Annotated in this window: 21 protein-coding genes; 11 read left to right on the forward strand and 10 right to left on the reverse strand. The window is 64.9% G+C overall.

Annotated features, from left to right (window positions below):
• Positions 1 to 6: 6 nt before the first annotated feature.
• The 3 genes from HT136_RS06805 to HT136_RS06815 all read left to right on the forward strand — a co-directional run bounded on the left by HT136_RS06805 (position 7) and on the right by HT136_RS06815 (position 3,228).
• The gene (locus HT136_RS06805) at positions 7 to 666 is read left to right on the forward strand and encodes a tetratricopeptide repeat protein (RefSeq protein WP_343222125.1); all 660 of its coding nucleotides are present in this window, start codon (positions 7 to 9) and stop codon (positions 664 to 666) included.
• Positions 667 to 759: 93 nt separating this feature from the next.
• Entirely contained in the window at positions 760 to 2,730 is a 1,971-nt protein-coding gene (locus HT136_RS06810; protein WP_246543432.1) for a potassium transporter Kup, read from the forward strand.
• A 6-nt stretch (positions 2,731 to 2,736) separates the two neighbouring features.
• Positions 2,737 to 3,228 (forward strand): DUF2938 family protein, encoded by a 492-nt coding sequence (locus HT136_RS06815; RefSeq protein ID WP_214198831.1) that lies wholly within the window; start codon positions 2,737 to 2,739, stop codon positions 3,226 to 3,228.
• An 80-nt stretch (positions 3,229 to 3,308) separates the two neighbouring features.
• Here the strand turns inward: HT136_RS06815 and HT136_RS06820 are convergent, their stop codons facing one another.
• The 6 genes from HT136_RS06820 to HT136_RS06845 form a co-directional block, all read right to left on the reverse strand.
• A complete protein-coding gene (locus tag HT136_RS06820; protein ID WP_214198832.1) occupies positions 3,309 to 3,983 on the reverse strand; it encodes an inner membrane-spanning protein YciB in 675 nt (224 codons plus the stop codon).
• Positions 3,984 to 4,946, reverse strand: a complete 963-nt coding sequence (gene ftsY / locus HT136_RS06825) for a signal recognition particle-docking protein FtsY (protein ID WP_214198833.1) — start codon at positions 4,944 to 4,946, stop codon at positions 3,984 to 3,986. It lies immediately after the preceding gene.
• Complete coding sequence (locus HT136_RS06830) at positions 4,943 to 6,121, reverse strand: MiaB/RimO family radical SAM methylthiotransferase (protein WP_214198834.1); 1,179 nt, start codon at positions 6,119 to 6,121, stop codon at positions 4,943 to 4,945. Before HT136_RS06830 ends, ftsY begins: the two co-directional genes overlap by 4 nt.
• Entirely contained in the window at positions 6,118 to 6,966 is an 849-nt protein-coding gene (gene dapF / locus HT136_RS06835) for a diaminopimelate epimerase (RefSeq protein WP_214198835.1), read from the reverse strand. Before dapF ends, HT136_RS06830 begins: the two co-directional genes overlap by 4 nt.
• A 79-nt stretch (positions 6,967 to 7,045) precedes the next feature.
• A complete protein-coding gene (locus tag HT136_RS06840; RefSeq protein WP_214198836.1) occupies positions 7,046 to 8,743 on the reverse strand; it encodes a putative bifunctional diguanylate cyclase/phosphodiesterase in 1,698 nt (565 codons plus the stop codon).
• 121 nt (positions 8,744 to 8,864) lie between these two features.
• Positions 8,865 to 9,800 (reverse strand): isopenicillin N synthase family dioxygenase, encoded by a 936-nt coding sequence (locus tag HT136_RS06845; protein ID WP_214198837.1) that lies wholly within the window; start codon positions 9,798 to 9,800, stop codon positions 8,865 to 8,867.
• Positions 9,801 to 9,882: 82 nt separating this feature from the next.
• On the opposite strand from HT136_RS06845, the gene HT136_RS06850 reads away from it, so the two are divergent.
• From HT136_RS06850 to HT136_RS06860, 3 genes are all read left to right on the forward strand, one after another.
• Positions 9,883 to 10,296, forward strand: a complete 414-nt coding sequence (locus HT136_RS06850; protein WP_214198838.1) for an EVE domain-containing protein — start codon at positions 9,883 to 9,885, stop codon at positions 10,294 to 10,296.
• Between the two features lie 126 nt (positions 10,297 to 10,422).
• On the forward strand, positions 10,423 to 10,605 hold the full coding sequence (locus HT136_RS06855; RefSeq protein WP_214198839.1) for a CsbD family protein: 183 nt from the start codon (positions 10,423 to 10,425) through the stop codon (positions 10,603 to 10,605).
• Between the two features lie 202 nt (positions 10,606 to 10,807).
• Positions 10,808 to 11,029, forward strand: coding sequence for a hypothetical protein (locus HT136_RS06860; RefSeq protein WP_214198840.1), 222 nt, complete (start codon positions 10,808 to 10,810; stop codon positions 11,027 to 11,029).
• Here the strand turns inward: HT136_RS06860 and HT136_RS06865 are convergent.
• On the reverse strand, positions 11,026 to 12,351 hold the full coding sequence (locus HT136_RS06865; RefSeq protein ID WP_214198841.1) for an MFS transporter: 1,326 nt from the start codon (positions 12,349 to 12,351) through the stop codon (positions 11,026 to 11,028). The genes HT136_RS06860 and HT136_RS06865 overlap by 4 nt on opposite strands.
• A gap of 122 nt (positions 12,352 to 12,473) precedes the next feature.
• On the opposite strand from HT136_RS06865, the gene pgsA reads away from it, so the two are divergent.
• Together pgsA and HT136_RS06875 are read left to right on the forward strand one after the other, a co-directional pair.
• Positions 12,474 to 13,067 carry a CDP-diacylglycerol--glycerol-3-phosphate 3-phosphatidyltransferase gene (pgsA, locus tag HT136_RS06870; RefSeq protein ID WP_214198842.1) on the forward strand — a complete coding sequence of 198 codons (594 nt, stop codon included), beginning with the start codon at positions 12,474 to 12,476 and terminating at the stop codon, positions 13,065 to 13,067.
• Positions 13,068 to 13,244: 177 nt separating this feature from the next.
• Positions 13,245 to 14,372, forward strand: coding sequence for an MFS transporter (locus HT136_RS06875; protein WP_343222126.1), 1,128 nt, complete (start codon positions 13,245 to 13,247; stop codon positions 14,370 to 14,372).
• Between the two features lie 7 nt (positions 14,373 to 14,379).
• On the opposite strand, the gene HT136_RS06880 is transcribed toward HT136_RS06875, so the two are convergent.
• The 3 genes from HT136_RS06880 to HT136_RS06890 all read right to left on the reverse strand — a co-directional run bounded on the left by HT136_RS06880 (position 14,380) and on the right by HT136_RS06890 (position 17,588).
• Positions 14,380 to 15,276 (reverse strand): hydrogen peroxide-inducible genes activator, encoded by an 897-nt coding sequence (locus tag HT136_RS06880; protein WP_214198843.1) that lies wholly within the window; start codon positions 15,274 to 15,276, stop codon positions 14,380 to 14,382.
• Positions 15,273 to 16,496: a ribonuclease D gene (gene rnd / locus HT136_RS06885; RefSeq protein WP_214198844.1), complete on the reverse strand. Its 1,224-nt coding sequence runs from the start codon at positions 16,494 to 16,496 to the stop codon at positions 15,273 to 15,275. The genes HT136_RS06880 and rnd overlap by 4 nt, the downstream gene beginning before the upstream one ends.
• 72 nt (positions 16,497 to 16,568) lie before the next feature.
• On the reverse strand, positions 16,569 to 17,588 hold the full coding sequence (locus tag HT136_RS06890; protein ID WP_214198845.1) for a hypothetical protein: 1,020 nt from the start codon (positions 17,586 to 17,588) through the stop codon (positions 16,569 to 16,571).
• A gap of 167 nt (positions 17,589 to 17,755) precedes the next feature.
• Between HT136_RS06890 and aspS the strand changes: the two genes are divergently transcribed.
• From aspS to fabF, 3 genes are all read left to right on the forward strand, one after another.
• Positions 17,756 to 19,549 carry an aspartate--tRNA ligase gene (gene aspS / locus HT136_RS06895; protein WP_214198846.1) on the forward strand — a complete coding sequence of 598 codons (1,794 nt, stop codon included), beginning with the start codon at positions 17,756 to 17,758 and terminating at the stop codon, positions 19,547 to 19,549.
• Positions 19,550 to 19,734: 185 nt separating this feature from the next.
• Complete coding sequence (locus HT136_RS06900) at positions 19,735 to 19,971, forward strand: acyl carrier protein (protein WP_028657713.1); 237 nt, start codon at positions 19,735 to 19,737, stop codon at positions 19,969 to 19,971.
• A 133-nt stretch (positions 19,972 to 20,104) separates the two neighbouring features.
• Positions 20,105 to 21,364: a beta-ketoacyl-ACP synthase II gene (fabF, locus tag HT136_RS06905; protein ID WP_214198847.1), complete on the forward strand. Its 1,260-nt coding sequence runs from the start codon at positions 20,105 to 20,107 to the stop codon at positions 21,362 to 21,364.
• The last annotated feature ends 28 nt before the right edge of the window (positions 21,365 to 21,392 follow it).

The following is a 21,392-nucleotide window of genomic DNA, read 5'->3' on the forward strand; positions in this document are numbered from 1 at the left end:
CTTCTGGTGGTGGTCGCCTTCGTGCTGGCGGTCTTCGTTCTCAAGGTTCCCGTCGGTGGCCGTGAGGCCGTGGCCGCGGCGCTGCTGCTGGGCGTGGCCGGCTATGCGCTGCAAGGCTCGCCGCGCATGCCTGCAAGCCCGAGTGCGGCCGAGGAACGCGGCGGCGAAAGCGCCGCGTTCCTGGTGACCGCGCGCGGCAAGATCACCAACCGCACGATTCCGCCGACGAATCACTATGTCGTGATCGCCGATGGCTTCGCCCGCAATGGTCAGACAGCGGAGGCGGCGAGCGTGTTGCTGGCCGCGGTCGACGAGGATCCCAAGGACAGCGATGCCTGGCTCGCGCTCGCCAATGCGCTCGTCGCGCATTCGGAAGGCGCCCTCACGCCGGCCGCGCTCTATGCCTTCCGCCATGCGGCGAAGGCCGATCCCAAGGCGCCGGGGCCGCCGTTCTTTCTCGGTCTCGCCATGGCGCAGTCCGGCAATTTTGCCGATGCGAAGGCGCTCTGGGGCGATCTGCTCGCACGGACGCCGGAAAATGTCGAATGGCGCCCGGTCCTTGCGGCTGAACTGGGCCGTCTGGACGCGTTTCTGGCGGCACAGGCCAAAGCGTCGGCCCCGACCGCGACAGAAAATACGGAACCTTCCGAGGGCCCAAGTGATTGAGCAGCGTTGCTAGGCATGTGCCATGCTGCTAACGGCCTTCAACCTTGCCGCGAGTGCGAAACGGGGTCTTGAGTCCATAGACGGGGCGCACGAATGAGTGATGCTACTACGGATATGAACGGGGCTGGAACGGCTATCGAGCCGACCGGTGACGTGCAATCCGACAACGGGGCCAAGGGCTCCCACGGCCATTCTTCCGGAAACATCGCAAAGCTGGCCTTCGGGGCAGTGGGCGTTGTCTTCGGGGATATCGGCACCAGTCCGATCTACGCCTTTCGTGAAACGTTCGTCGGCCCGCATCCGCTGGCGATCGACGATCTTCACGTGCTGGGCGTGGTCAGCCTGATCTTCTGGTCGATGTCGCTGGTCGTTTCGGTCCAGTACGTCGGCATCCTGATGCGGGCGGACAACAAGGGGCAGGGCGGCAGCCTCGCGCTCGTCGCGCTGATCTCGGGCGCGATCCGGCGTTCGGGGTACGGCGGCCTCATCGTCATGCTGGGGGTCTTTGCGACGGCGCTGTTCTACGGCGACTCGATGATCACACCGGCCGTTTCGGTGCTTTCGGCGGTCGAGGGCCTGACCGTCGTCCAGTCGAATCTGTCGCCTTTCGTCCTGCCGATCGCCTTGATCCTGCTGGTTGGCCTCTTCGTGCTGCAAAAGAGTGGAACGGCCAAAGTCGGCGCGCTGTTCGCGCCGGTGATGGTCGCCTACTTCACGGTACTGGCCGTCCTGGGGCTCTACCATCTGGTGCAGATGCCCGAGGTGCTCGTGGCGCTGAACCCCTGGTACGCGGTCCAGTTCTTCCTGACCGACAAGATCCTGGGCTTCCTCGCGCTCGGCTCGGTGGTCCTTGCCGTGACCGGGGCCGAGGCGCTCTATTCCGACATGGGCCACTTCGGCCGGGGCCCGATGCGCCTGTCATGGTTCGGCTTCGTGATGCCGTGCCTCCTGATCAACTACTTCGGCCAGGCTGCGATGATCCTCAGCCTCGATGATGCGCAGGCCGCGCTGGCGATGGAGAACCCGTTCTTCAACCTCGCGCCCGAATCGCTGCGCCTGCCGCTGGTGATCCTGGTCAGCTGCGCCGCCTTCATCGCCAGCCAGGCGGTGATCTCGGGCGCCTTCTCGATCACCCACCAGGCCATGCAGCTCGGCTTCATCCCGCGCCTGTCGACGCGCCACACGTCCGAGCACGAAGTTGGCCAGATCTACATCCCCTTCGTGAACTGGGCGCTGATGATCGGCGTGATCGTGCTGGTGCTGGTGTTCCAGAACTCGTCGAACCTCGCCTCGGCCTACGGTATCGCGGTGACCGGCGCGATGCTCATCGACACCTGTCTAATGACCGTGCTGCTCATCGTGCTGTGGCGCTGGAAGCTGTGGCTGGCGATCCCGGTCGCGATCGTGTTCTTCGTGGTCGACGGTGCCTACTTCGCCGCGAATGCGACCAAGATCCCCGATGGTGGCTGGTTCCCGCTGATGATCGGTGCGGTGGCCTTCACGCTGCTCACGACCTGGAACAAGGGCCGGCGCCTCATGCGCGACCGCATGACCGAGGCCGCGCTGCCGCTCAACGTCTTCGCCAAGAGCGCGCATGGCAGCGCCACGCGCGTATCGGGCACGGCAATCTTCATGGCGTCCAGCAACGTGGGCGTGCCTTCGGCGCTGCTCCACAACATCAAGCACAACAAGGTCCTGCATGAACGCGTGGTGGTGCTGACGGTCGAAGTCCAGGACGTGCCCTATGTCGAATCGTCCGAGCGCTACTCGGTTCAGGACCTCGGCCAGGGCTTCTACCGCATGACGCTTCGCTACGGCTTCATGGAAGAGACCGACATTCCCGCCGCGCTGGCGCACAACCAGATGTGCGGTCAGCCCTTCGAGATGATGAAGACCAGCTTCTTCCTGTCGCGCCAGACGCTGGTGGCTTCCGAAAAGCCGGGCATGGCGATCTGGCGCGAAAAGCTCTTCGCGTGGATGATGCGCAACGCGGCAAGCGCGATGGTTTTCTTCCGCCTCCCCACCAACCGAGTGGTCGAACTGGGCAGCCAGCTCGAGATTTGATTTTCCATGTCCATGCAGATCGTCTCGTTCGTCGCCGTGGTCGGCATCGGAGCCACGGCGGCGCTCGACCTGTGGATCGTGTTCCTGCGCGTCGCGTTGGGCGTTTCGGGGACGAGCTGGCGCGTGGTGGGCGATTGGCTCTGCGGCCTGATGCGTGGCAGGCTGTGCTATCGGCCGAGGCCGGGCAGGGCACCTGGGCCGGGCCCGCACGCGCTGGGTTGGGCTTTTCACTATCTGGTAGGCCTTCTCTACGCGGCGGCCTATCCGCTCGTCTGGGGCGCGGCCCTGCTCGATGCGCCGCGCCTTGGTCCTTTCCTGATCATCGGCGTCGTGGTGAGCTCGCTGGCGGGCCTTGCGATTCTTTCTCCGGCGCTGGGTGGCGGCTTTTTCGCCTCGCAATCACCGCATCGCGGTCGCAGTCTCGTGCTGGTGGTCGTCAACCACGGCGTCTTTGCCCTTGCTCAGTACGGCCTCGCGCTCGCCCTGGCCGGCCAATAGGATAAAAAAGCGGGCGCCTTCCGGATGAGGGAAGGGCCCGCTTCGTCGTCGTGCGTTTGGCCGGTGGTCCGGCAGATCGTTCAATCGTGGGGCGGATTGTCGAGCAGTTCCTCGCGCGCGGTATCCTGGCCCATGCCGTGGCGCAGGACCATCGGCAGCTGCGAGAAGGTGAACAGGAACGAGGCGACCGTGAAGCCCCAGACCTTGGCCTGGAGCCAGGCGTCGAAGCTGACGGTGTAGACAAGCGCGGTGTTGGCGATGGCAAGGACGAGGAAGAACCAGGCCCAATTGCGCGACAGCTTGATCCAGCCTTCCTCGTTCAATCCCTCGAATGCGGCCTGGAGGAGATACTTGAGCATCGGCTTGCCCTTGGCCAGCCCGATGAAGAGCACGACCGAGAACATCAGGTAGACGGCGGTGGGCTTGAGCTGGATCCAGATCGCCTCGCGGAAGATCACCGTCAGCGTGCCGAAGCCGAGGATCAGCGCGGTGGTCAGCCAGAGCATCGGTGAAATCTTGCCCAGGCGCCATTTGGAAAGGCCAAGTGCGACCACGGTCGCCCCCATGAAGGCGACAGTGCCCTTGATGACGGCCGAAACCGTGCCGAGCGTGTCGCCGCTCTCGGCGGGCGAAAAGTGGCGGTAGGCGAGGAAGAAGATCAAGAGCGGGCCGAAATCGACCACCAGGTTGATCCAGCTGGACTTCGGCGTCGCGGGGGCCTCGGCCCCGGTGCCCGTGTCCTTGTCGGTCGTCATTTACGCGATTCCTGCGATGACCCGCGCCAGCAGGTCCGGGTTGAAGGGGCGGAGGTCGTCGATCGTCTCGCCCACGCCGATGGCGTGGATCGGCAGGCCGTACTGTTCGGCCGCCGCGACCAGTACGCCGCCGCGTGCGGTGCCATCGAGCTTGGTCATGATCAGGCCGGTGACGCCGGCGACTTCCTTGAAGGTTTCGATCTGCGAGAGGGCGTTCTGCCCATTGGTGGCATCGAGCACGAGTACGACGTCGTGCGGCGCCTCGGGGTTGAGGCGGCCAAGTACGCGGCGCACCTTGGCTAGCTCGTCCATCAGCTCGCGCTTGTTCTGGAGGCGCCCGGCGGTGTCGACGATGAGGACGTCGGTGCCGTCGTCGGTGGCGGCCTTGACCGCATCGAACACCACTGAGGCGGGATCACCGCCTTCGGGGCCCTTGACGATGGGCACGTCGAGGCGATCGGCCCAGACCGCAAGTTGGCCGATCGCAGCGGCGCGGAAGGTGTCACCCGCCGCCAGCATGACCGCGTAATCCTGTTCCTGGAACAAGTGTGCGAGCTTGGCGATGGTGGTGGTCTTGCCCGAGCCGTTGACGCCGATGGTGAGGATCACCTGAGGACGTGGGAAGGCGACGATGTCGAGCGGCTTCGCGACCGGGCGCAGGATTTCGGCGATCTCGCGGGCGACCACTTCCATGATCGCGCGCTCGTCGGCGTCGCGTTCGAAGCGTTCGTTCGCCAGTCGCTCGCGGATGCGGGCGGCCGCGCGCGGGCCGAGGTCGGACATGATCAGCGCGTCCTCGAGGTCGTCGAGCTGGGCTTCGGTGAGACGCCCGCCGCCGACGATGCCCGCCAGGTTGCCGGTCAGGCGCTCGGAGGTCTTGCGAAACCCGCCAAAGAGCCGGTTGGACCAGTCGCCGTCTTGCGTTTCGGCGGGCCCTCCACTCGGTGGGGTGGTGTCGCTCATGCTTCCAATATTCCTTCGATCACGTGGGCGGGTGTCAGGCACAGCACGGTGCCCGGGACAGTCCCTTGCGGCAGTCGGACTCGCGCGAAATTCTCGGCGTGCCCGGTACCATCCTTTTCGGCGAGAACCCATAGCGGCTGGCCGACCTGTGCGGCAAGCCAGCGCGCACGCTCTTTCGACACCGCGTCGCGCAATTCGCGCGCGCGGCGCCGGATCGTGGCGGGATCGACGGCGGGCATGCGCGCGGCGGGCGTGTCGGGGCGGGCGGAATAGGGAAAGACATGGCCGTGGACGACGCCAAGTTCGGCGATGATGGAGAGGTTCGCTGCGTGCGCCGCCTCGTCCTCGGTCGGAAATCCGGCCATGAGATCGGCCCCGACGACAAGTCCGGGGCGCCGCGCGCGCAGACCGTCGACGAGAGCGAGCGCATCGGCGCGGCTGTGGCGGCGCTTCATGCGCTTGAGGATGAGGTCGTCACCGTGCTGGAGCGAGAGGTGCACGTGCGGCATCACGCGCGGTTCGTGCGCGATCAGGTCGAACAGCCGCGGATCGACTTCGGCGCCGTCGATCGACGACAGGCGCAGGCGCGGCAGGTCGGGAAAGCGGTCCAGAATGGCCGTGCACAAGTCGCCGAGGCGCGGGGTCCCCGGAAGGTCCTGCCCCCAGGAGGTCAGGTCGACGCCGGTGAGCACCACTTCGCGCACCCCGGCTGCTACGTGCACGGCGATGTCCTCAAGCGCCTCGATGAGGCTGCGCGAGCGACTGGCGCCGCGCCCGCGCGGAATCACGCAGAACGTGCAGGCATGGTCGCAGCCATTTTGCACTTGCACGAAGCCACGCGTATAGCCCGCCTTGCGCTCGCGAGCCGCGGGGAGGGGGGCGTTCCAGGCGCGCGGGTCGAGCTTGGACCCATTCGCGACGAGGCCGTCCACTTCGGGCATGGCGGCGAGTGCGTCGCGTTCGATTTCGGCGGCGCAGCCGGTTACCACGATGCGCGCTTCGGGTCGCGCCCGGCGCGCGCGGCGGATCGCCTGGCGGGTCTGGCGAACGGCCTCGGCAGTGACCGCGCAGGAATTGATGACGACGAGATCGTCGGCCTCGCGCAGCAGCGCGCGCATGTCCTCGCTTTCGGAAATATTCAGCCGGCAACCCAGCGAATGAACTTCGACGCTCAAGCGGGAATCCCGGTTCCCGCGCTGCGCTCGGCGGCGAAGCCGAAGCTGGCGGCGTCGAACGAACCGCGGTAGCTCTCGGTTGCCGGGCCGGTCATCACGATCATGCCGTCCTCGCGCCATTCGATCTGCAAGGTGCCGCCCGGAAGCGTCACCGCGACCCGGCGCTCGACGAGACCGCGCCGCATGGCCGCGATGGCGGTCGCGCAGGCGCCGGTGCCGCAGGCACGCGTGAGGCCCGCGCCGCGTTCCCAGACCCGGAGCGTGATTGCCTCGCGGCTTGTTATCCCCGCGACGTTCACGTTGACGCGTTCGGGGAAGATCGGGTCGTTTTCGATCAGAGGGCCCAGGCGCGCCATGTCGATGGCGTAGGGATCCTCGACGAAGAAGATCGCATGCGGGTTGCCGACGTTGACGGCGGACGGATTGACGAGCTCTTCCCAGGCGACGGGCATCGCATGGGTGTCCATCGCGTAGGCAAGGGGGATGCGGTCCCAGTCGAAACGGGGCGTGCCCATCTCGACGGCGATGCCGGTCTCGGACGGATTGGCCTGGACCAGGCCGCCGAGCGTCTCGATCCGTGCGGGCTTGCCATGGAGCAGGCCGACCGCGCGCGTGGCGTTGCCGCAGGCCTCGACCTCGCTGCCATCGGGATTGAAGATGCGCATGCGAAAGTCGGCGCCATCGCAGGGCTCGAGCACCAGCAACTGGTCGCAGCCGATCCCGGTATGCCGGTCGGCGAGCGCACTGGCGATGCTGCCGTCGATGACGGGCAGGGGCTGCGTGCGCGCGTCGAGAACGACGAAATCGTTGCCGAGGCCATGCATCTTGATGAAGTCGATCCGCATGGAGCGCGATCTAGGTATTCCGGGCGGATTGGTCCAGCTTTTTGCAATAGGCTGGTCCCGGCAGGCCGGCCTGTCGTGATCAGCGCCGTCCGGAACTCAAGGCGCCGGTGGCGGTCTTGGCGTCGAGCATGGTCACGGAGGGAGGCGCATCCTCTTGCGAAACCGTGGCGGCGGCGCGCAGGCTGCGGATTTCCTCGGAGGCGAGCCATTCGCTCAATTCCTCGGCCGGGCGAGGAACGCCGAAATAGTGTCCCTGCCCCTTGAGGTCTCCGAAGGTCTTGAGTTCCTCGAGTATCTCGGCGTTGGCGATCCCTTCGGCGGTCACCGGAAGGCGCAGGCCTTCGCCGAGCATGGCCATTGCGCGCACGATGGCCGCGCTGTCGCGATCTTCGTGGACTTTCTCGACGAAGCTGCGATCGATCTTCATGCGGTCGAAGGGCAGGCTGCGCAGCTGCGCGAGCGAACTGTAGCCGGTGCCGAAATCGTCGAGGCTGACCTTGATGCCTTGGTTCTTGAGACTGGTGAGCAGCGAACGAACCTGACCAACGTTATGGTGCAGGCAGCTTTCGGTGATCTCGATCTCGAGACGTTCGGGCGGGAAATTGGCCTCGAGCAGGATCTTGAGCAGCTTCTGCGCGAACCAGGGGTCGCGCAACTGCAGCGGCGAAATGTTGACCGAAAGCGTCAGCTGCGGTGCCCACAGCTTCGCGTCCTCGAGCGCCTTGCGAATCAAGCCCTCCGACATTTCCGCGATCGCACCGATGTCCTCGGCGATGGGAATGAAGATTTCGGGCGAGACGATCCCCAGTTCGGGCGATTTCCAGCGCGCAAGCATCTCGAATCCGGTCAGCTTGCCACTGCGCAGCTCGATCTGGCGCTCGTAGTAGGGCACGAACTCGCGGTCGGCGATGGCCTTGCGGATCTTGTCCTCCAGTTCGGTGCGCAAGTGCAGCTCTTCGGCCATCTGCGGTTCGAACCAGGCGTAGGCGTTCCGGCCCCGGTGCTTGGCATGGTACATCGCGACGTCGGCGTATTCGAGCAGCGAGCGCGCCGACACCGCGATGTCCGAGGGATTGCGCGCCATCGAGCCGGCGAGGCCGATCGAGGCGGTGACTTCGGCCGCCGAGTCGCCAATGCGCATGGTGCGCGCGACTTGCTTGAGCAGGATCTCCGAAAGTCGGTTCAGATGCGCGCTCTGGGCCGGGAGGTAGTTGATCGCGATGGCGAACTCGTCGCCGCCGATGCGCGCGACGATGCTTCCGGCAGGGACTACCTCGCGGATGCGCGAGGCGCATTGGCGCAGCAACTGGTCGCCCGCGGCATGTCCGTTGAAGTCGTTGACCTGCTTGAAGTTGTCGAGGTCGATCATCAGCAACGCGACGGCGCGGCCGCAGGCATGGGCCTCGGCAATCATGGTGTCGACGCGCAAGTTGAAGCTGCGACGGTTGAAGAAGCCGGTCAGCGGATCGGTCTCGGCGAGCCGGCGCGCGGCGGCCTCGTCGCGGGTGCGCTGTTCGAGCTCGGCGTTCAACTGCCGGTAGCGGCTCCATCCGAAGATGATGATCGCGATGTTGAGCAGGAAAGCGTTGAGGATGAAGTGGTCCGGCCCCGAACCCACGCCCATGAACGAGCGCACGATGTCAGGTCCAACGACACTGCCGGTGGCAACGAACAGGAGAATCGCGGCGGTGACGATTCCCAGTGCGACGACGTCCACCGGCCGCTTGGTCGATGAATCGTCATTGAAATCAACGGCCGTCGCGACCTTGGCGTTCAAAACCAGCCCCCTGCATCGATCAGATGCCCTCAGACCTAAGGGGATCCCCTGAAATTTTGGTTAAATTCGCTAAAATGCGAAGAGGGGATCACCTCAGGCGTTCGGGGTGATGCAAAGGATTTCAGGCCTTCAGGCCGATTTCGCGAAGACGTTCCTGCAGATAGTCGTCGGCGGTGATCGTCTCGGGGTAGCGATCCGGGTTTTCGGCGCTGATGCATTGCGGCAGCGTGACGAAGGGGAAGTCGCTGCGCAGATGCAGGAAGAAGGGCATCGAGTAACGGCTGAAACGCGCCCGTTCGCCGTCGGGGTTGCGCACGCGGTGCGTGGTCGAGGGCAGGACGTTGTTGGTCAGGCGCTGCAGCATGTCGCCGATGTTGACGACCATTGCGCCCTCGGGTGGAGCGACCGAGAGCCACTCGCCATTCTTGTCAAGCAGTTCGAGACCGGCTTCCTCGGCCCCCAGAAGCAAGGTGATGAGGTTGATGTCCTCGTGTGCGCCCGCGCGGATCGCGCCACCGGCGCCTTCGGCCACGGGCGGATAGTGCAGCAGGCGAAGGACCGAATTGCCGTCGTCGATCGCGGGATCGAACCATTCGGGGGCAAGACCCAGATCGACGGCGATCGCGGAGAGAATCTGCGCGCCGACTTCGTCGAAACGGGCATAGAGCGTCTTGAACGTCTCCTCGAACCCTTCGATCTCGCCGGGCCAGACATTGGGCGGCATCGAATCGGAAAGCGGCGAACCTTCGGGCAGGTCGCGCCCGACGTGCCAGAATTCCTTGAGGTCCTTCTCGGTGGCGCCCTTGGCCACTTCGGTGCGGAACGGCGTATAGCCGCGCGCGCCCGACTTGCCCTGCAGGTAGTAGGCGCGCTTCGTCTCTTCGGGCAGTTCGAAGAACGCGCGGGTCAAGGCCCAGGCGCGGTCGATGAGGTCCTGGTCGATGCCATGATCGCGGATCATGGCGAAGCCGAAGGTGCGAAACGAGGCCCCGATGCGGGCGGGCAGTTCGTCGCGGTCGGCCGACAGGCTCAGGACGGGGATATTGGCGAGGTCCATGGCAGGTACATTTCCATTAAGAATCGTATATGGGGCCGCTTTAGAGGTTTTGTCGGACTTAGTCGAAACGGAAAGGCCCCGCATGGCAAAGCGCTACTGGCTGTTGAAATCGGAACCCGACGTCTATGGGTGGCGGCACCTTGTCGCCGAGGGGGAAGGGACCTGGGATGGTGTTCGCAACCACCGTGCGGCGAACAACCTGCGCGCCATGCAGGTGGGCGACGAAGCGTTCTTCTACCACTCGAACGAAGGGCGCGAGATCGTCGGCATCGTCGCGATCAGCGCGTCCGGTCTTGCCGACCCGACCGATCCGGAGGGCAAGTGGGCAGCGGTGAAGGTCAAGCCGGTACGCAAACTGGCCCGCGCCGTCACGCTCACGCAGGCCAAGGGGGACCCGGCTTTGGCTGAGATGGAACTGGTCAAGCTTTCGCGCCTCTCGGTCAGCGAAGTCACGCCCGAGGAATGGCAGCATATTCTCGAACTCGCGGGGGGATGAGGCGGATTGGCCGCTTGTCTCACGCCAGCACCGGGTCATCCCAGCTCAGGAACGCAACGGCACCAAGCGACGTTCTCTCTTGTGAAAGGCGCTGAGTTTATCGCGCTTTAACAAGGAGATATGATCATGGGTCAGCTCAAGGATACCGTCAAGGGTCTCGCCAACGAAGCCGCCGGCAACGCCAAGCAGGTCGCCGGTGATGTCCGCAACGATCCCGCGCAGAAGGCCGAAGGCAAGATGCAGGAACGCAAGGGCGAACTCCAGCAGGGCATGGGCAAGGTAAAGGGCGCCGTCGGCGACCGCGTCTGACCATTGTCGCACGATTGTCTTCGGGCTAGCCCGAAGATCTGGAAAGGGTCGCCATTGGCGGCCCTTTTTCGTCGTTATCCGACAATTTTAATAGGTATTTCTACGGGTTGTGCTGCGCTCTCGCGCCGGCCCTCGTCCCGTTATGGGAAGGTGGCATCATCCATCTTGGCAACGGCGTAAATGATTTGTTAACCATGAGGGCATGAAATCCACGAAGCGCCGCACCCTGGTCCTCACATCCGAAGATGCCGGACATCCTTTCCGTCGGTCCCTGCCGCCGCATGTGCTGGCAGTGCCGGTGTGCAGGGATGCCGACGCCGATGCCGAAGCGGCCCGGCTCTGGAAACTGAACGGTGGGGACTGGCAGCGCTTTCTTGCCGCCTATTGCGCCTCGTTCGTCGCGATCTTCGCGTTCATCCTCTAGCGCGCGGGGGCTGGCTCGACCGCCTGCCGCTCCGCGCGGTACAGGCGATGGGCAAGCCAGGCCGAGGCGAGGCACGAGACCGAGACGACCAGCAACTGCTTGACGATCGGCAGCCCGCAGAAGTTCATCGCGACGGCGATTGCGCCGCCCAGGACCATCGCGCCTGAATTGACGACGTTGTTCGCCGCGATCGTGCGCGCCGTCTGCGATTTCTCGACGAAGGTTGTGAGGAAGGCGTAAAGCGGGACCACGAACATTCCTCCCGCGATCGCCACGCCCAGTAGCGAGAGCATCAGCGGAACGGCGAGCGGCTGCACAACGAACGTCGCGACGTCCATCAGGCCGGCCTGGCTGGAATTGGCATGCCAGGCCTCGCAGACCAGTTCGAAGGCGAACAGGCACAGGGCCATAGCGATCACCGCAATCGGCGACCAGCGGGCCGAGACTTTGCCCTTGAGCAGGGCATTGATCACGATCGAGCCGATCGCGATGCCCACCGAGAAGATCACCAGGAACAGGCTGGCCACTTCCTTGGCGGCCATCAGGATGTTCTTGGCGAGCGGCGGGAACTGGATGAACAGGATCGTGCCGAGCGCCCAGAAGAAGCTGATCGAACAGACCGCGAGATAGACCCGTCGATCGCTCAGCGTCGAGCGGATGAGGCGGACCGGCGCACGTACGAGATGGAAGTCGAGCGGCTCGACCTTTCCGATCGGAGGGGCCGGTGGAACGCTGCGGCCCGAGATATACCCCACGATGGCAACGCCGATCACGCCGATCGCGGCGGCATCGACACTGACCCAGCCCGCGACGATGGTCCCCGCCAGCACGGCAAGATAGGTGCCCGCCTCGACCAGGCCGGTGCCCGCGAGCACTTCCTCGCGCTCGAGGTGCTGGGGCAGGATCGCGTACTTGATGGGCCCGAAGAAGGTGGAATGGACGCCCATCGCGAAGACGGCGACAAGCAGCAGAGGGATCGCCAGCGTGTGCATGGCGATGCCCTTCCAGGCGAGCGCGAGGCCCAGGCCTCCCACCAGCATGATCAGGATCTCGCACAATTTGATGGTGCGAATGATCGCCGCCTTGTCGCGCATGTCGGCAAGCTGGCCGGCCAGAGCGGAAAACAGGAAGAAAGGCATCACGAAGATCAGCGAGGCGACGGCGCTGAAGATCGCCTCGGAGGATTCCGAGTTGTAGACGCTGTAGACCACGAAGAGGACCATCGCGTTCTTGAACAGGTTGTCGTTGAACGCGCCCAGCAGCTGGGTGACGAATAACGGAAGGAAGCGTCGCGCGCGGATCAGCTGGATCGATTGCGTCATGTATAGGGTCTTGCCGGTCTCTGGCCGTTCAGGTTGTCCGGACCCATAAAGCGGTGGGCCGATGCCGCAACCCCCGATCGGCACTTTATTCCGACAGGGATTCCCGGCTATGGGGCAGCGACATGCTGACGCTACCCAACATTCTGACGCTTTCGCGCATATTCGCGGTGCCGCTGCTGGCTTTCCTGCTGTGGTGGCCGACGTGGGGATTTGGCTACGCTCTGGCCTTCGGTCTCTACTGCCTGATGGGCATTACCGACTATTTCGACGGCTATCTTGCGCGCTCGAGCGGGACCGTCTCGAAACTCGGTATCTTCCTCGATCCGATCGCGGACAAGATCATGGTCGCGGCGGTGATTCTCGTGCTGACCGCGCAAGGCATCCTGCGCGGCCCTTACGTGGGCGACATGCACGTGATCGCAGGGCTGGTCATTCTGATCCGCGAGATCGCGGTCTCGGGCCTGCGCGAGTTTCTGGGGCCCTTGCGGGTCTCGATCCCGGTCAGCAAGCTCGCCAAGTGGAAGACGACCTTCCAGATGGTTTCGCTTGGCGCGCTGATCCTGGGGCGGGCCATGCCCTGGTGGAACACGCCCTTCGCCGGGATCGAGATCAACATTCCGCATACCGTGGGCCTCACCACTCTGTGGGCTGCCGCGGCGCTCACTCTCGTTACCGGGTGGGATTACTTGCGGGTCGGTCTCAAGCACATGGATTGATCCGCGTGCGGCGCGCGCGCGAAGGCTTGCGCTCGTTGCAATCGCGCCCGGAGCCCTCGCACCATATCTGCGGGACAGGCGTAGGCTGATCCTCGCCGACATTTCCGGAGCCCAGCCATCTCGTCCCCCGCTTCCTCGCCCCACGTTCTGAGCCGCGGTGTCGTCGCCGTCCTGGCCGTGGCGGCCGGAGTGACCGTGGCGAACATCTACTACAGCCAGCCCATGCTCGAGCAGATGCAGGGCGACTTGCGCGATCCGGCCGTAGCGTATGTCCCGACGGCAACGCAGATCGGTTATGCGCTGGGGCTGCTCTTCCTCGTTCCCCTCGGCGATCTGGTCGAGCGCAAGCGCCTGATCCTTCTGCAATGCCTTGCCCTCGCGCTGGCCTGTGCGGGCGTGGCGCTGGCCCCCGGGGCGATGCCGATCCTGGCCGCCTCGCTGCTGGTCGGCACGTTCGGTTCGGTGGCGCAGCAGATCGTTCCGCTTGCGGCGGACCTCGCGCCCTCGGAGCGCCGCGGGCAGGTGATCGGGATCGTCATGGCCGGACTGCTCTGCGGCATTCTCCTCAGCCGAACCGTGGCGGGCTTCGTCGCGCAGTATCTGGGCTGGCGCGAGATGTTCTGGATCGCGGCGCCGCTGGCGCTGGGCATTGCCTCTCTGCTCGCGCTCAAGCTGCCGCATAGCGAGCCGGCGGCGAAAGGCGGCAGCTACCGTGAGACGCTGCGCTCGTTGGTCGGCTTGTGGCGCGACTATCCCACGTTGCGCCGGGCCACCTTCATCCAGTGCTGCCAGTTCGGGGTGTTCAGCATCTTCTGGACGGTTCTGGCCTTCCGGCTGGAAAGCCGATTCGGCTACGGTCCGCAGGTCGCCGGACTGTTCGGCGTGCTGGGGGTGGTCGGCGTGTTGGCCGCACCCGTCGCCGGGCGTATTGCCGACCGCAAGGGGCCGCGCCAGGTGATCCTGCTCGCCGCCCTGACGACGCTCGCCTCTTGGCTGGTCTTTGCCTTCTGGGACAGTCTTGCGGGCCTGATGCTGGGCGTGATTGCGCTCGATTTCGGAGTCCAGTCGAGCCAGATATCGAACCAGAGCATCATCTATGCGCTCAGGCCCGATGCGCGTTCGCGAATCAATACCGTCTACATGACCAGCATGTTCGCCGCAGGAGGCCTTGCCTCGGCGCTTGGCATGGCGTCGTGGACGCATTTCGGCTGGCCGGGCGTCTCGGCGCTGGGCATCGTCGTCAGCTTGTGCTGCGTGGCGCTCCAGTTTGGAGCCTCGCGCGAGGCCGCCTCGGGCCTCGCCTGAAGGCCGTTCAGCCCGCGCGCAATTCGTCCGCGAGCATCCGGAATTCGTCTGAACGCGGCGAGTTCTTGCGCCAGACCAGCGCGATCTCGCGGTTGGCGTTGGGCGAGATGAGCGGGCGGGCGACGACGTTGGTTCCGTTCAGGATTCCCGCATCGAGCGCCATTTCGGGCAGCATGGTGAGGCCCAGCCCATTGTCCACCATCTGCACCAGCGTGTGCAGCGAGGTACCGATCATCGTCGCCGAAGCGCGCAGTTCGGGCCGGTTGCAGGCCGCGAGCGCATGGTCCTTGAGGCAATGCCCATCCTCGAGAAGGAGCAGGCGGTGCTCGTCGATCACGTCGGGGCCGACTTCCTGCGGTGGATCGCGCGGATCGTCGGCGGGGAAGGCGACGAAGAAGGCATCGAGCTCGATCGTCTCCTTCTCCACCTCGCCCGTGGCGTAGGGAAGCGCAAGAAGGACGCAGTCGGCGCGCCCGTGGTGCAGCGATTCGATGGCGGCCTGGCTCGGCTCCTCGCGCAGGAACAGCCTCAGGTTCGGGCGTTCACGGCGCAGGCGCGGCAACATGCGCGGCAGCAGGAAGGGCGCGATCGTCGGGATCACGCTCATGCGCACTTCGCCCGAGAGTGGCTTGCCGCTCGACTGCACGAGCTCGGACAGTTCCTCGGTTTCGCGCAGGATGCGGTGCGCCTTTTCGACAACGGCATTGCCGAGCGGGGTGAAGCGCACCGCGCGCTTGGTGCGCTCGACCAGTGTCACGTCGAGTAGGGTCTCGAGGTCGCGCAGGCCTGCCGAAAGCGTCGATTGCGAGACGAAGCAGGCTTCGGCGGCGCGGCCGAAATGGCCGTGTTCGTGCAGGGCTACCAGGTACTGAAGCTGCTTCAGCGTCGGCTGGTAGACCGTCATGATTCGCCGTCGTCGTCGGGTTCCTCACCGGCTTCGGCGAAGATGCCCGAATTCTCGCCTACGCGGGTCATCTTGAGGCGGCCCTTTTCGACCGCGAAGGCAAGGCGCCCCTCGACGAGTTCGAGTGCGTCCTTGCCGAAGACCTCGTAGCGCCAGCCTTCCAGGATCGGCAGGTTCTTGCGGATTCCGGCGGCAAGCAGTTCCAGCTCGTCGCTGCGGGTGAGCAGGCGCGCGGCGACGTCGATCTCGCGCGCGCGGATTTTGACCAGCAGCTTGAGCAGGTCGGCAACGAGCGCGCCTTCCTTGCCGAGCGGCGCGCCGCGCGGCTGGCGAGGGGGCAGTTCGTCGTCATCCAGTGGCTGGGCCTTGGCGATCGTGGTCATCAGGCGCTTGCCGATGTCGTTGTCCTTCCAGCCTTGCGAGAGGCCGCGCACCTTGGCGAGGTCGGACTGCTGCTTGGGCGGGTGGCTGGCCAGGTCGGCCAGCGTCTCGTCGCGGGCGATGCGACCGCGCGGAATGTTCTTGCCCTGGGCTTCGATCTCGCGCCACTCGGCGATCGCCTTGAGGCGGCCGAGCATCTGGGGATTGCGGCCCGCTGCCTTGATCCGGCGCCAGGCGAGCGTGGGATCGTTGCGGTAGTTCTCCGGATCGGCGAGCTTTTCCATCTCCTGGTTGAGCCAGGAGCCGCGGCCGGTCTTGATCAGGCGCTTGAGAATCTTGGGGAAGATCTTGGAAAGGTGCGTCACGTCGCCGATCGCGTATTCGATCTGGCGTTCGGTGAGCGGCCGGCGCGACCAGTCGGTGAAGCGCGCGCCTTTGTCGATGATGAGGCCGAGCCACGATTCGACGAGGTTCGAATAGCCGATCTGCTCGGACTGGCTGATCGCCATCATCGCGATCTGCGTGTCGAAAATCGGCGAGGGGGTCTTGCCTGTTGCGTTGAAGATGATCTCGACGTCTTGCCCGCCCGCGTGGAAGACCTTGAGAACGTCGTGATTCTCGGTCAGCAAATCGTGGAGCGGGGTGAGGTCGATACCATTCGCCAGCGGGTCGATGGCGGCCGCTTCCTCGGTATTGGCGATCTGCACCAGGCACAGCTCTGGCCAATAGGTGTTCTCGCGCATGAACTCGGTGTCGACCGCGACGAAGTCGGATTTGGCGAGCCGTTCGCACAGTTCGGCGAGTTCGCCGCTGTCCGTGATCAGTTTGTGAATCTTCATTTGGGTGTGGCGTTACGCTGAACGGGCGGGAGGATCAACGGCGGCGATGATCCGATTCGCGTTTGAATGCGATTATCGGCGACGAAAGAGCCGTGCGAAGAGGCCCTTGGGACGCATTTCCTGCAATTCGGCAATGCTTTCCTCGGTTACGAAGCGACGGCGCAACTGCGTTCCGGTGGTGTGGATGCCAGGGGGCGGGAGGTGCCAGGCCTTGGATTCGTCTTCGCGGTGCTCGTGCTCCTCGTCCTGCGGTGCAAGCAGCGCCGAGACCGTCTCCGTGTGGTCCGTGGTCGCGCCAGAGGCATCGGTCGCGAAATCGGCCTGCGCCTCGGATGCGGCCGTCGCGTCTTCGATTTCGGGGGCGTGGCTCATCGCCGGACGTTCGCTGCGTGCGGCGGGCACTTCACCGGCGGCCATGACGGGAGCGGAAAGCCCGGCGTGCGGGCTCACACTTTCGGCGAGGAGCGCCAGAGGGCGCGGAAGGCCCGTGCGACGGGCCATGTCGTCGACGGCAAGGTGGAACAGGACGCCGATGTAGAGCGTCGCCAAGAATTGGGCCTGGATGGTGGTGCTGGTGGTGTCTTCGGCGCGCGCATTGGTCTTGGCGAGGCGCGCAAGCGCTTCGGCCATCGCGCCGAGTCCGTCGATGCCCACGATGTCGTCGTCGGCATCGGCGTGTTCGTTGTGCCAGGCCGAGCCGAAGTCGTTGAAGCCTTCGCGCAGTTCCTCGAAGCTGCATTCGGAAAAGGGCCAGGCGGTATCGAAGTAGAAGCGCGTGGCGAGAACCGGCTCGCCATCGTGCTCGCCGATGCGATGCGCGTCGAGTTCGAGCGAGATCGCCGAAACGGGCTCTCCGCACTGGTCGAGCTTCCAGATGGCGTCGGCCAACATGTTCCAGCCCACGAAGGAGATCGAACCGGCATCCACGTCGAGGAAATTGGCGGGCAGGGGGGCTTGTCCCGAACACAGCGGCGCAAGCAGGTCGCGCAGCATGTCGGCGGCCTCGCGCGCGCGCCTGCCTCGGATCATGTCCTCGATCGAACGGCGCAGCGCAGAGTTCTGCGCGCTTTCAATCGCGACCTCAGCCAACATTCAACACTCCATTCGACCCTGCTTTGAGGGCTTATCGGCGAATGGTTTATATGGGGTTACGCGTAGATCCTTTGCGGGGCGATCAATCCGTGGCTGGAAATCGCAACGCCACCGGGCTAGGGGACCGCACCAGAACCCACGTTTTCGCGAAGAAGAAGCCTCGATCCATGACTCATCCCTATCGTTCCCACACCTGCGGCGCGTTGACGGCGGCCGAAGTTGGCCAGACGGTCCGCCTGTCGGGTTGGGTCCATCGCAAGCGCGACCACGGCGGCGTGCTGTTCGTCGACTTGCGCGACCATTACGGCATGACCCAGGTCGTGACCGACAGCGACAGCCCCGCGCTGGCGATCCTCGACGGCATGCGCCTTGAATCGGTGGTGACCATCGAGGGCACGGTCAAGGCCCGCACGCCCGAGACGGTGAACCCGAACCTCCCGACCGGCGAGATCGAGGTCTACGCCCGCTCGGTCACGGTGCTGGGCAAGGCGGCCGAACTGCCCATGCCGGTCGCCGGCGAGCAGGAATACCCCGAGGACATCCGCCTCAAGTACCGCTTTCTGGACTTGCGCCGCGAGACGCTTCACGCGAACATCGTCAAGCGCACCAAGATCATCTCGGACATGCGCCGCCGCATGGAAGGCATTGGCTTCACCGAGTTCTCGACGCCGATCCTGACCGCCTCCTCGCCCGAAGGTGCGCGCGATTTCCTCGTGCCCAGCCGCATCCATGCGGGCAAGTTCTACGCGCTGCCGCAGGCCCCCCAGCAGTACAAGCAGCTGCTGATGGTCGCTGGCTTTGATCGCTACTTCCAGATCGCGCCGTGCTTTCGCGACGAGGACCCGCGCGCCGACCGCCTGCCGGGCGAGTTCTACCAGCTCGACCTCGAGATGAGCTTCGTCACCCAGGAAGAGGTTTGGGAGACGATGGAGCCGGTGATCCAGGGCATCTTCGCCGAATTCGCGGGCGACAAGCCGGTGACGCCGACCGGTGAATTCCGCCGCATTCCCTATGCCCAGTCGATGCTCGACTATGGGTCGGACAAGCCGGACTTGCGCAACCCGATCCTGATCAAGGACGTGACCGAGCACTTCGTCGAATCGGGCTTCGGCATCTTTGCCGGAATCGTCGCGGGCGGCGGTGTTATCCGTGCGATCCCCGCACCGGGTGCGGGCGCGGGCAGCCGCAAGTTCTTCGACGACATGAACGCCTGGGCGCGCGGCGAAGGTTTCTCGGGCCTTGGCTACATCAACATCAAGGACGGCGCTCCGGGTGGCCCGATCGCCAAGAACCACGGCGAGGAAAAGACCGCGGCGCTGATCGAGGCGCTGGGCCTTGGTCCCAATGACGGCGTGTTCTTTGCTGCAGGCAAGGCCGAGCAGGCTGCCAAGCTGGCTGGTCTTGCGCGCACCCGCGTTGCCGAGCAGCTCGACCTCATCGACAAGGACCGCTTCGAGCTGTGCTGGATTGTCGACTTCCCGTTCTTCGAATGGGACGAGGACAACAAGAAGGTCGACTTCGCGCACAACCCGTTCTCGATGCCGCAGGGCGGCATGGACGCGCTCGAGGGGCAGGATCCGCTCACGATCAAGGCCTACCAGTATGACCTCGTCTGCAATGGCTTCGAAATCGCCTCGGGCTCGATCCGTAACCAGGATCCCGAACTGATGGTCGCCGCCTTCGAGAAGGTCGGCCTGTCGAAGGCGGATGTGGAGGAGCGCTTCGGCGGTCTCTACCGCGCGTTCCAGTACGGCGCTCCGCCGCACGGTGGCATGGCGGCCGGTGTCGATCGCATCGTCATGCTCCTGTGCGGGGCGCAGAACCTGCGTGAAATCACGCTGTTCCCGATGAACCAGCGCGCGGAAGACCTTCTCATGGGGGCCCCGTCGCCGGCCGAGGCCAAGCAGCTGCGCGAACTGCACATGCGTGTGGTCGAGCCGCAGCCCAAGCCGGGCGCCTGAAACCGCGGGGTTTCGCGCAAAAATCCGAATTCCGGCGCTGTTGCGGTCTTTGGGCCTTGCAATGGCGCCGGACTTGGGACAAGTGCGAAGCCCATGCTTGTGGCGGCACTTGCCAGCCTTCGCCCTTCGCACTAGGGCGGCAAGCGAAAAGATTAATCCTCCGCTTTCTGAAGGGGTCTATACAAATGAGCGATACCGCCGATCGGGTTAAGAAGATCGTCGTCGAGCACCTCGGTGTGGAAGCCGACAAGGTCACCGAAGATGCAAGCTTCATCGATGATCTGGGTGCCGACTCGCTCGACATCGTCGAGCTGGTGATGGCGTTCGAAGAAGAATTCGGCGTCGAGATCCCCGACGATGCGGCTGAGAAGATCAGCACCGTCTCGGATGCGATCAAGTACATCGACGAGAACAAGGGCTGATCCGGGCCCGCCCGCAAGCCTCCGGTCGCCCCGAATTCGGGGTGAACGATGCCGGAGAGCGGGCATTTGGATTGAATTCGGCAGGCTCGACCTCTAAGGGGGCGGGCCTGTCGCCGTTTCGGAGAACGTAAGAATGCGTCGTGTCGTCGTAACCGGACTTGGCCTCGTCACCCCGCTGGGCGCTGACGTGGAAACGACCTGGAAGAACATCCTGGCCAGCAAGAGCGGGGCCGGACCGATCACCAAGTTCGATGCGTCGGATCAGAAGTGCCAGATCGCCTGCGAGGTCAAGCCCGCCGATCACGAGTACGGCTTCGATGCCAACAAGCGCGTCGATTCCAAGATCCAGCGCCAGGTCGACCCCTTCATCGTCTTCGGCATCGATGCCGCGGGCCAGGCGCTCGAAGACGCCGGCCTCACCGAAATGGACGAGGCGACCAAGCTGCGCGCGGGTTGCTCGATCGGTTCGGGCATCGGTGGCCTTCCTGGCATCGAGAGCGAATCGCTGGTGCTCGCCAATCGTGGCCCCGGCCGCGTCAGCCCGCACTTCGTGCACGGGCGCCTGATCAACCTCATCTCGGGCCAGGTCTCGATCAAGTACGGCCTCAAGGGCCCGAACCACGCGGTCGTCACCGCGTGCTCGACCGGCGCGCACTCGATCGGCGACGCCGCGCGCATGATCAAGGACGACGATGCCGACATCATGCTGGCGGGCGGTGCGGAAAGCACAATCTGTCCGATCGGCATTGCCGGCTTCGCGCAGGCGCGCGCGCTCAACTGCAGCTACAATGACCGTCCCGAAGAGGCGAGCCGTCCCTACGACAAGGACCGCGACGGCTTCGTGATGGGTGAGGGCGCTGGCGTCCTCGTGCTCGAGGAATACGAGCACGCCAAGGCGCGCGGCGCGAAGATCTATGCCGAAGTCGTCGGCTACGGTCTTTCGGGCGATGCCTACCACGTGACCGCTCCCGATCCGGAAATGGACGGCGCCTACCGTTCGATGGCCGCCGCGCTCAAGAAGGCAGGCATGACGCCGGCCGACATCGACTACATCAATGCTCACGGCACCTCGACCATGGCCGACACAATCGAACTCGGCGCCGTGCGCCGCCTGTTCGGCGAGGCGATGGACGGTGTCTCGATGAGCTCGACCAAGTCGGCCATCGGTCACCTCCTGGGCGGCGCGGGTGCGGTCGAATCGATCTTCTGCATCCTTGCCATGCGCGACCAGATCGTTCCTCCCACGCTCAACCTCGACAACCCGTCGGAGGGCTGTGAGGGCGTCGACCTGGTGCCCAAGGTGGCCCGCAAGCGTGAAGTGCGCGCGGTGCTCAACAACAGCTTCGGATTTGGTGGCACCAACGCCAGCCTGATCATGAAGAAGGTCGACTGACGACCCGCGCGGCGAGAGGCACAGTTTC

Source organism: Novosphingobium profundi, assembly GCF_018491765.1.
GTDB lineage: Bacteria > Pseudomonadota > Alphaproteobacteria > Sphingomonadales > Sphingomonadaceae > Novosphingobium > Novosphingobium profundi.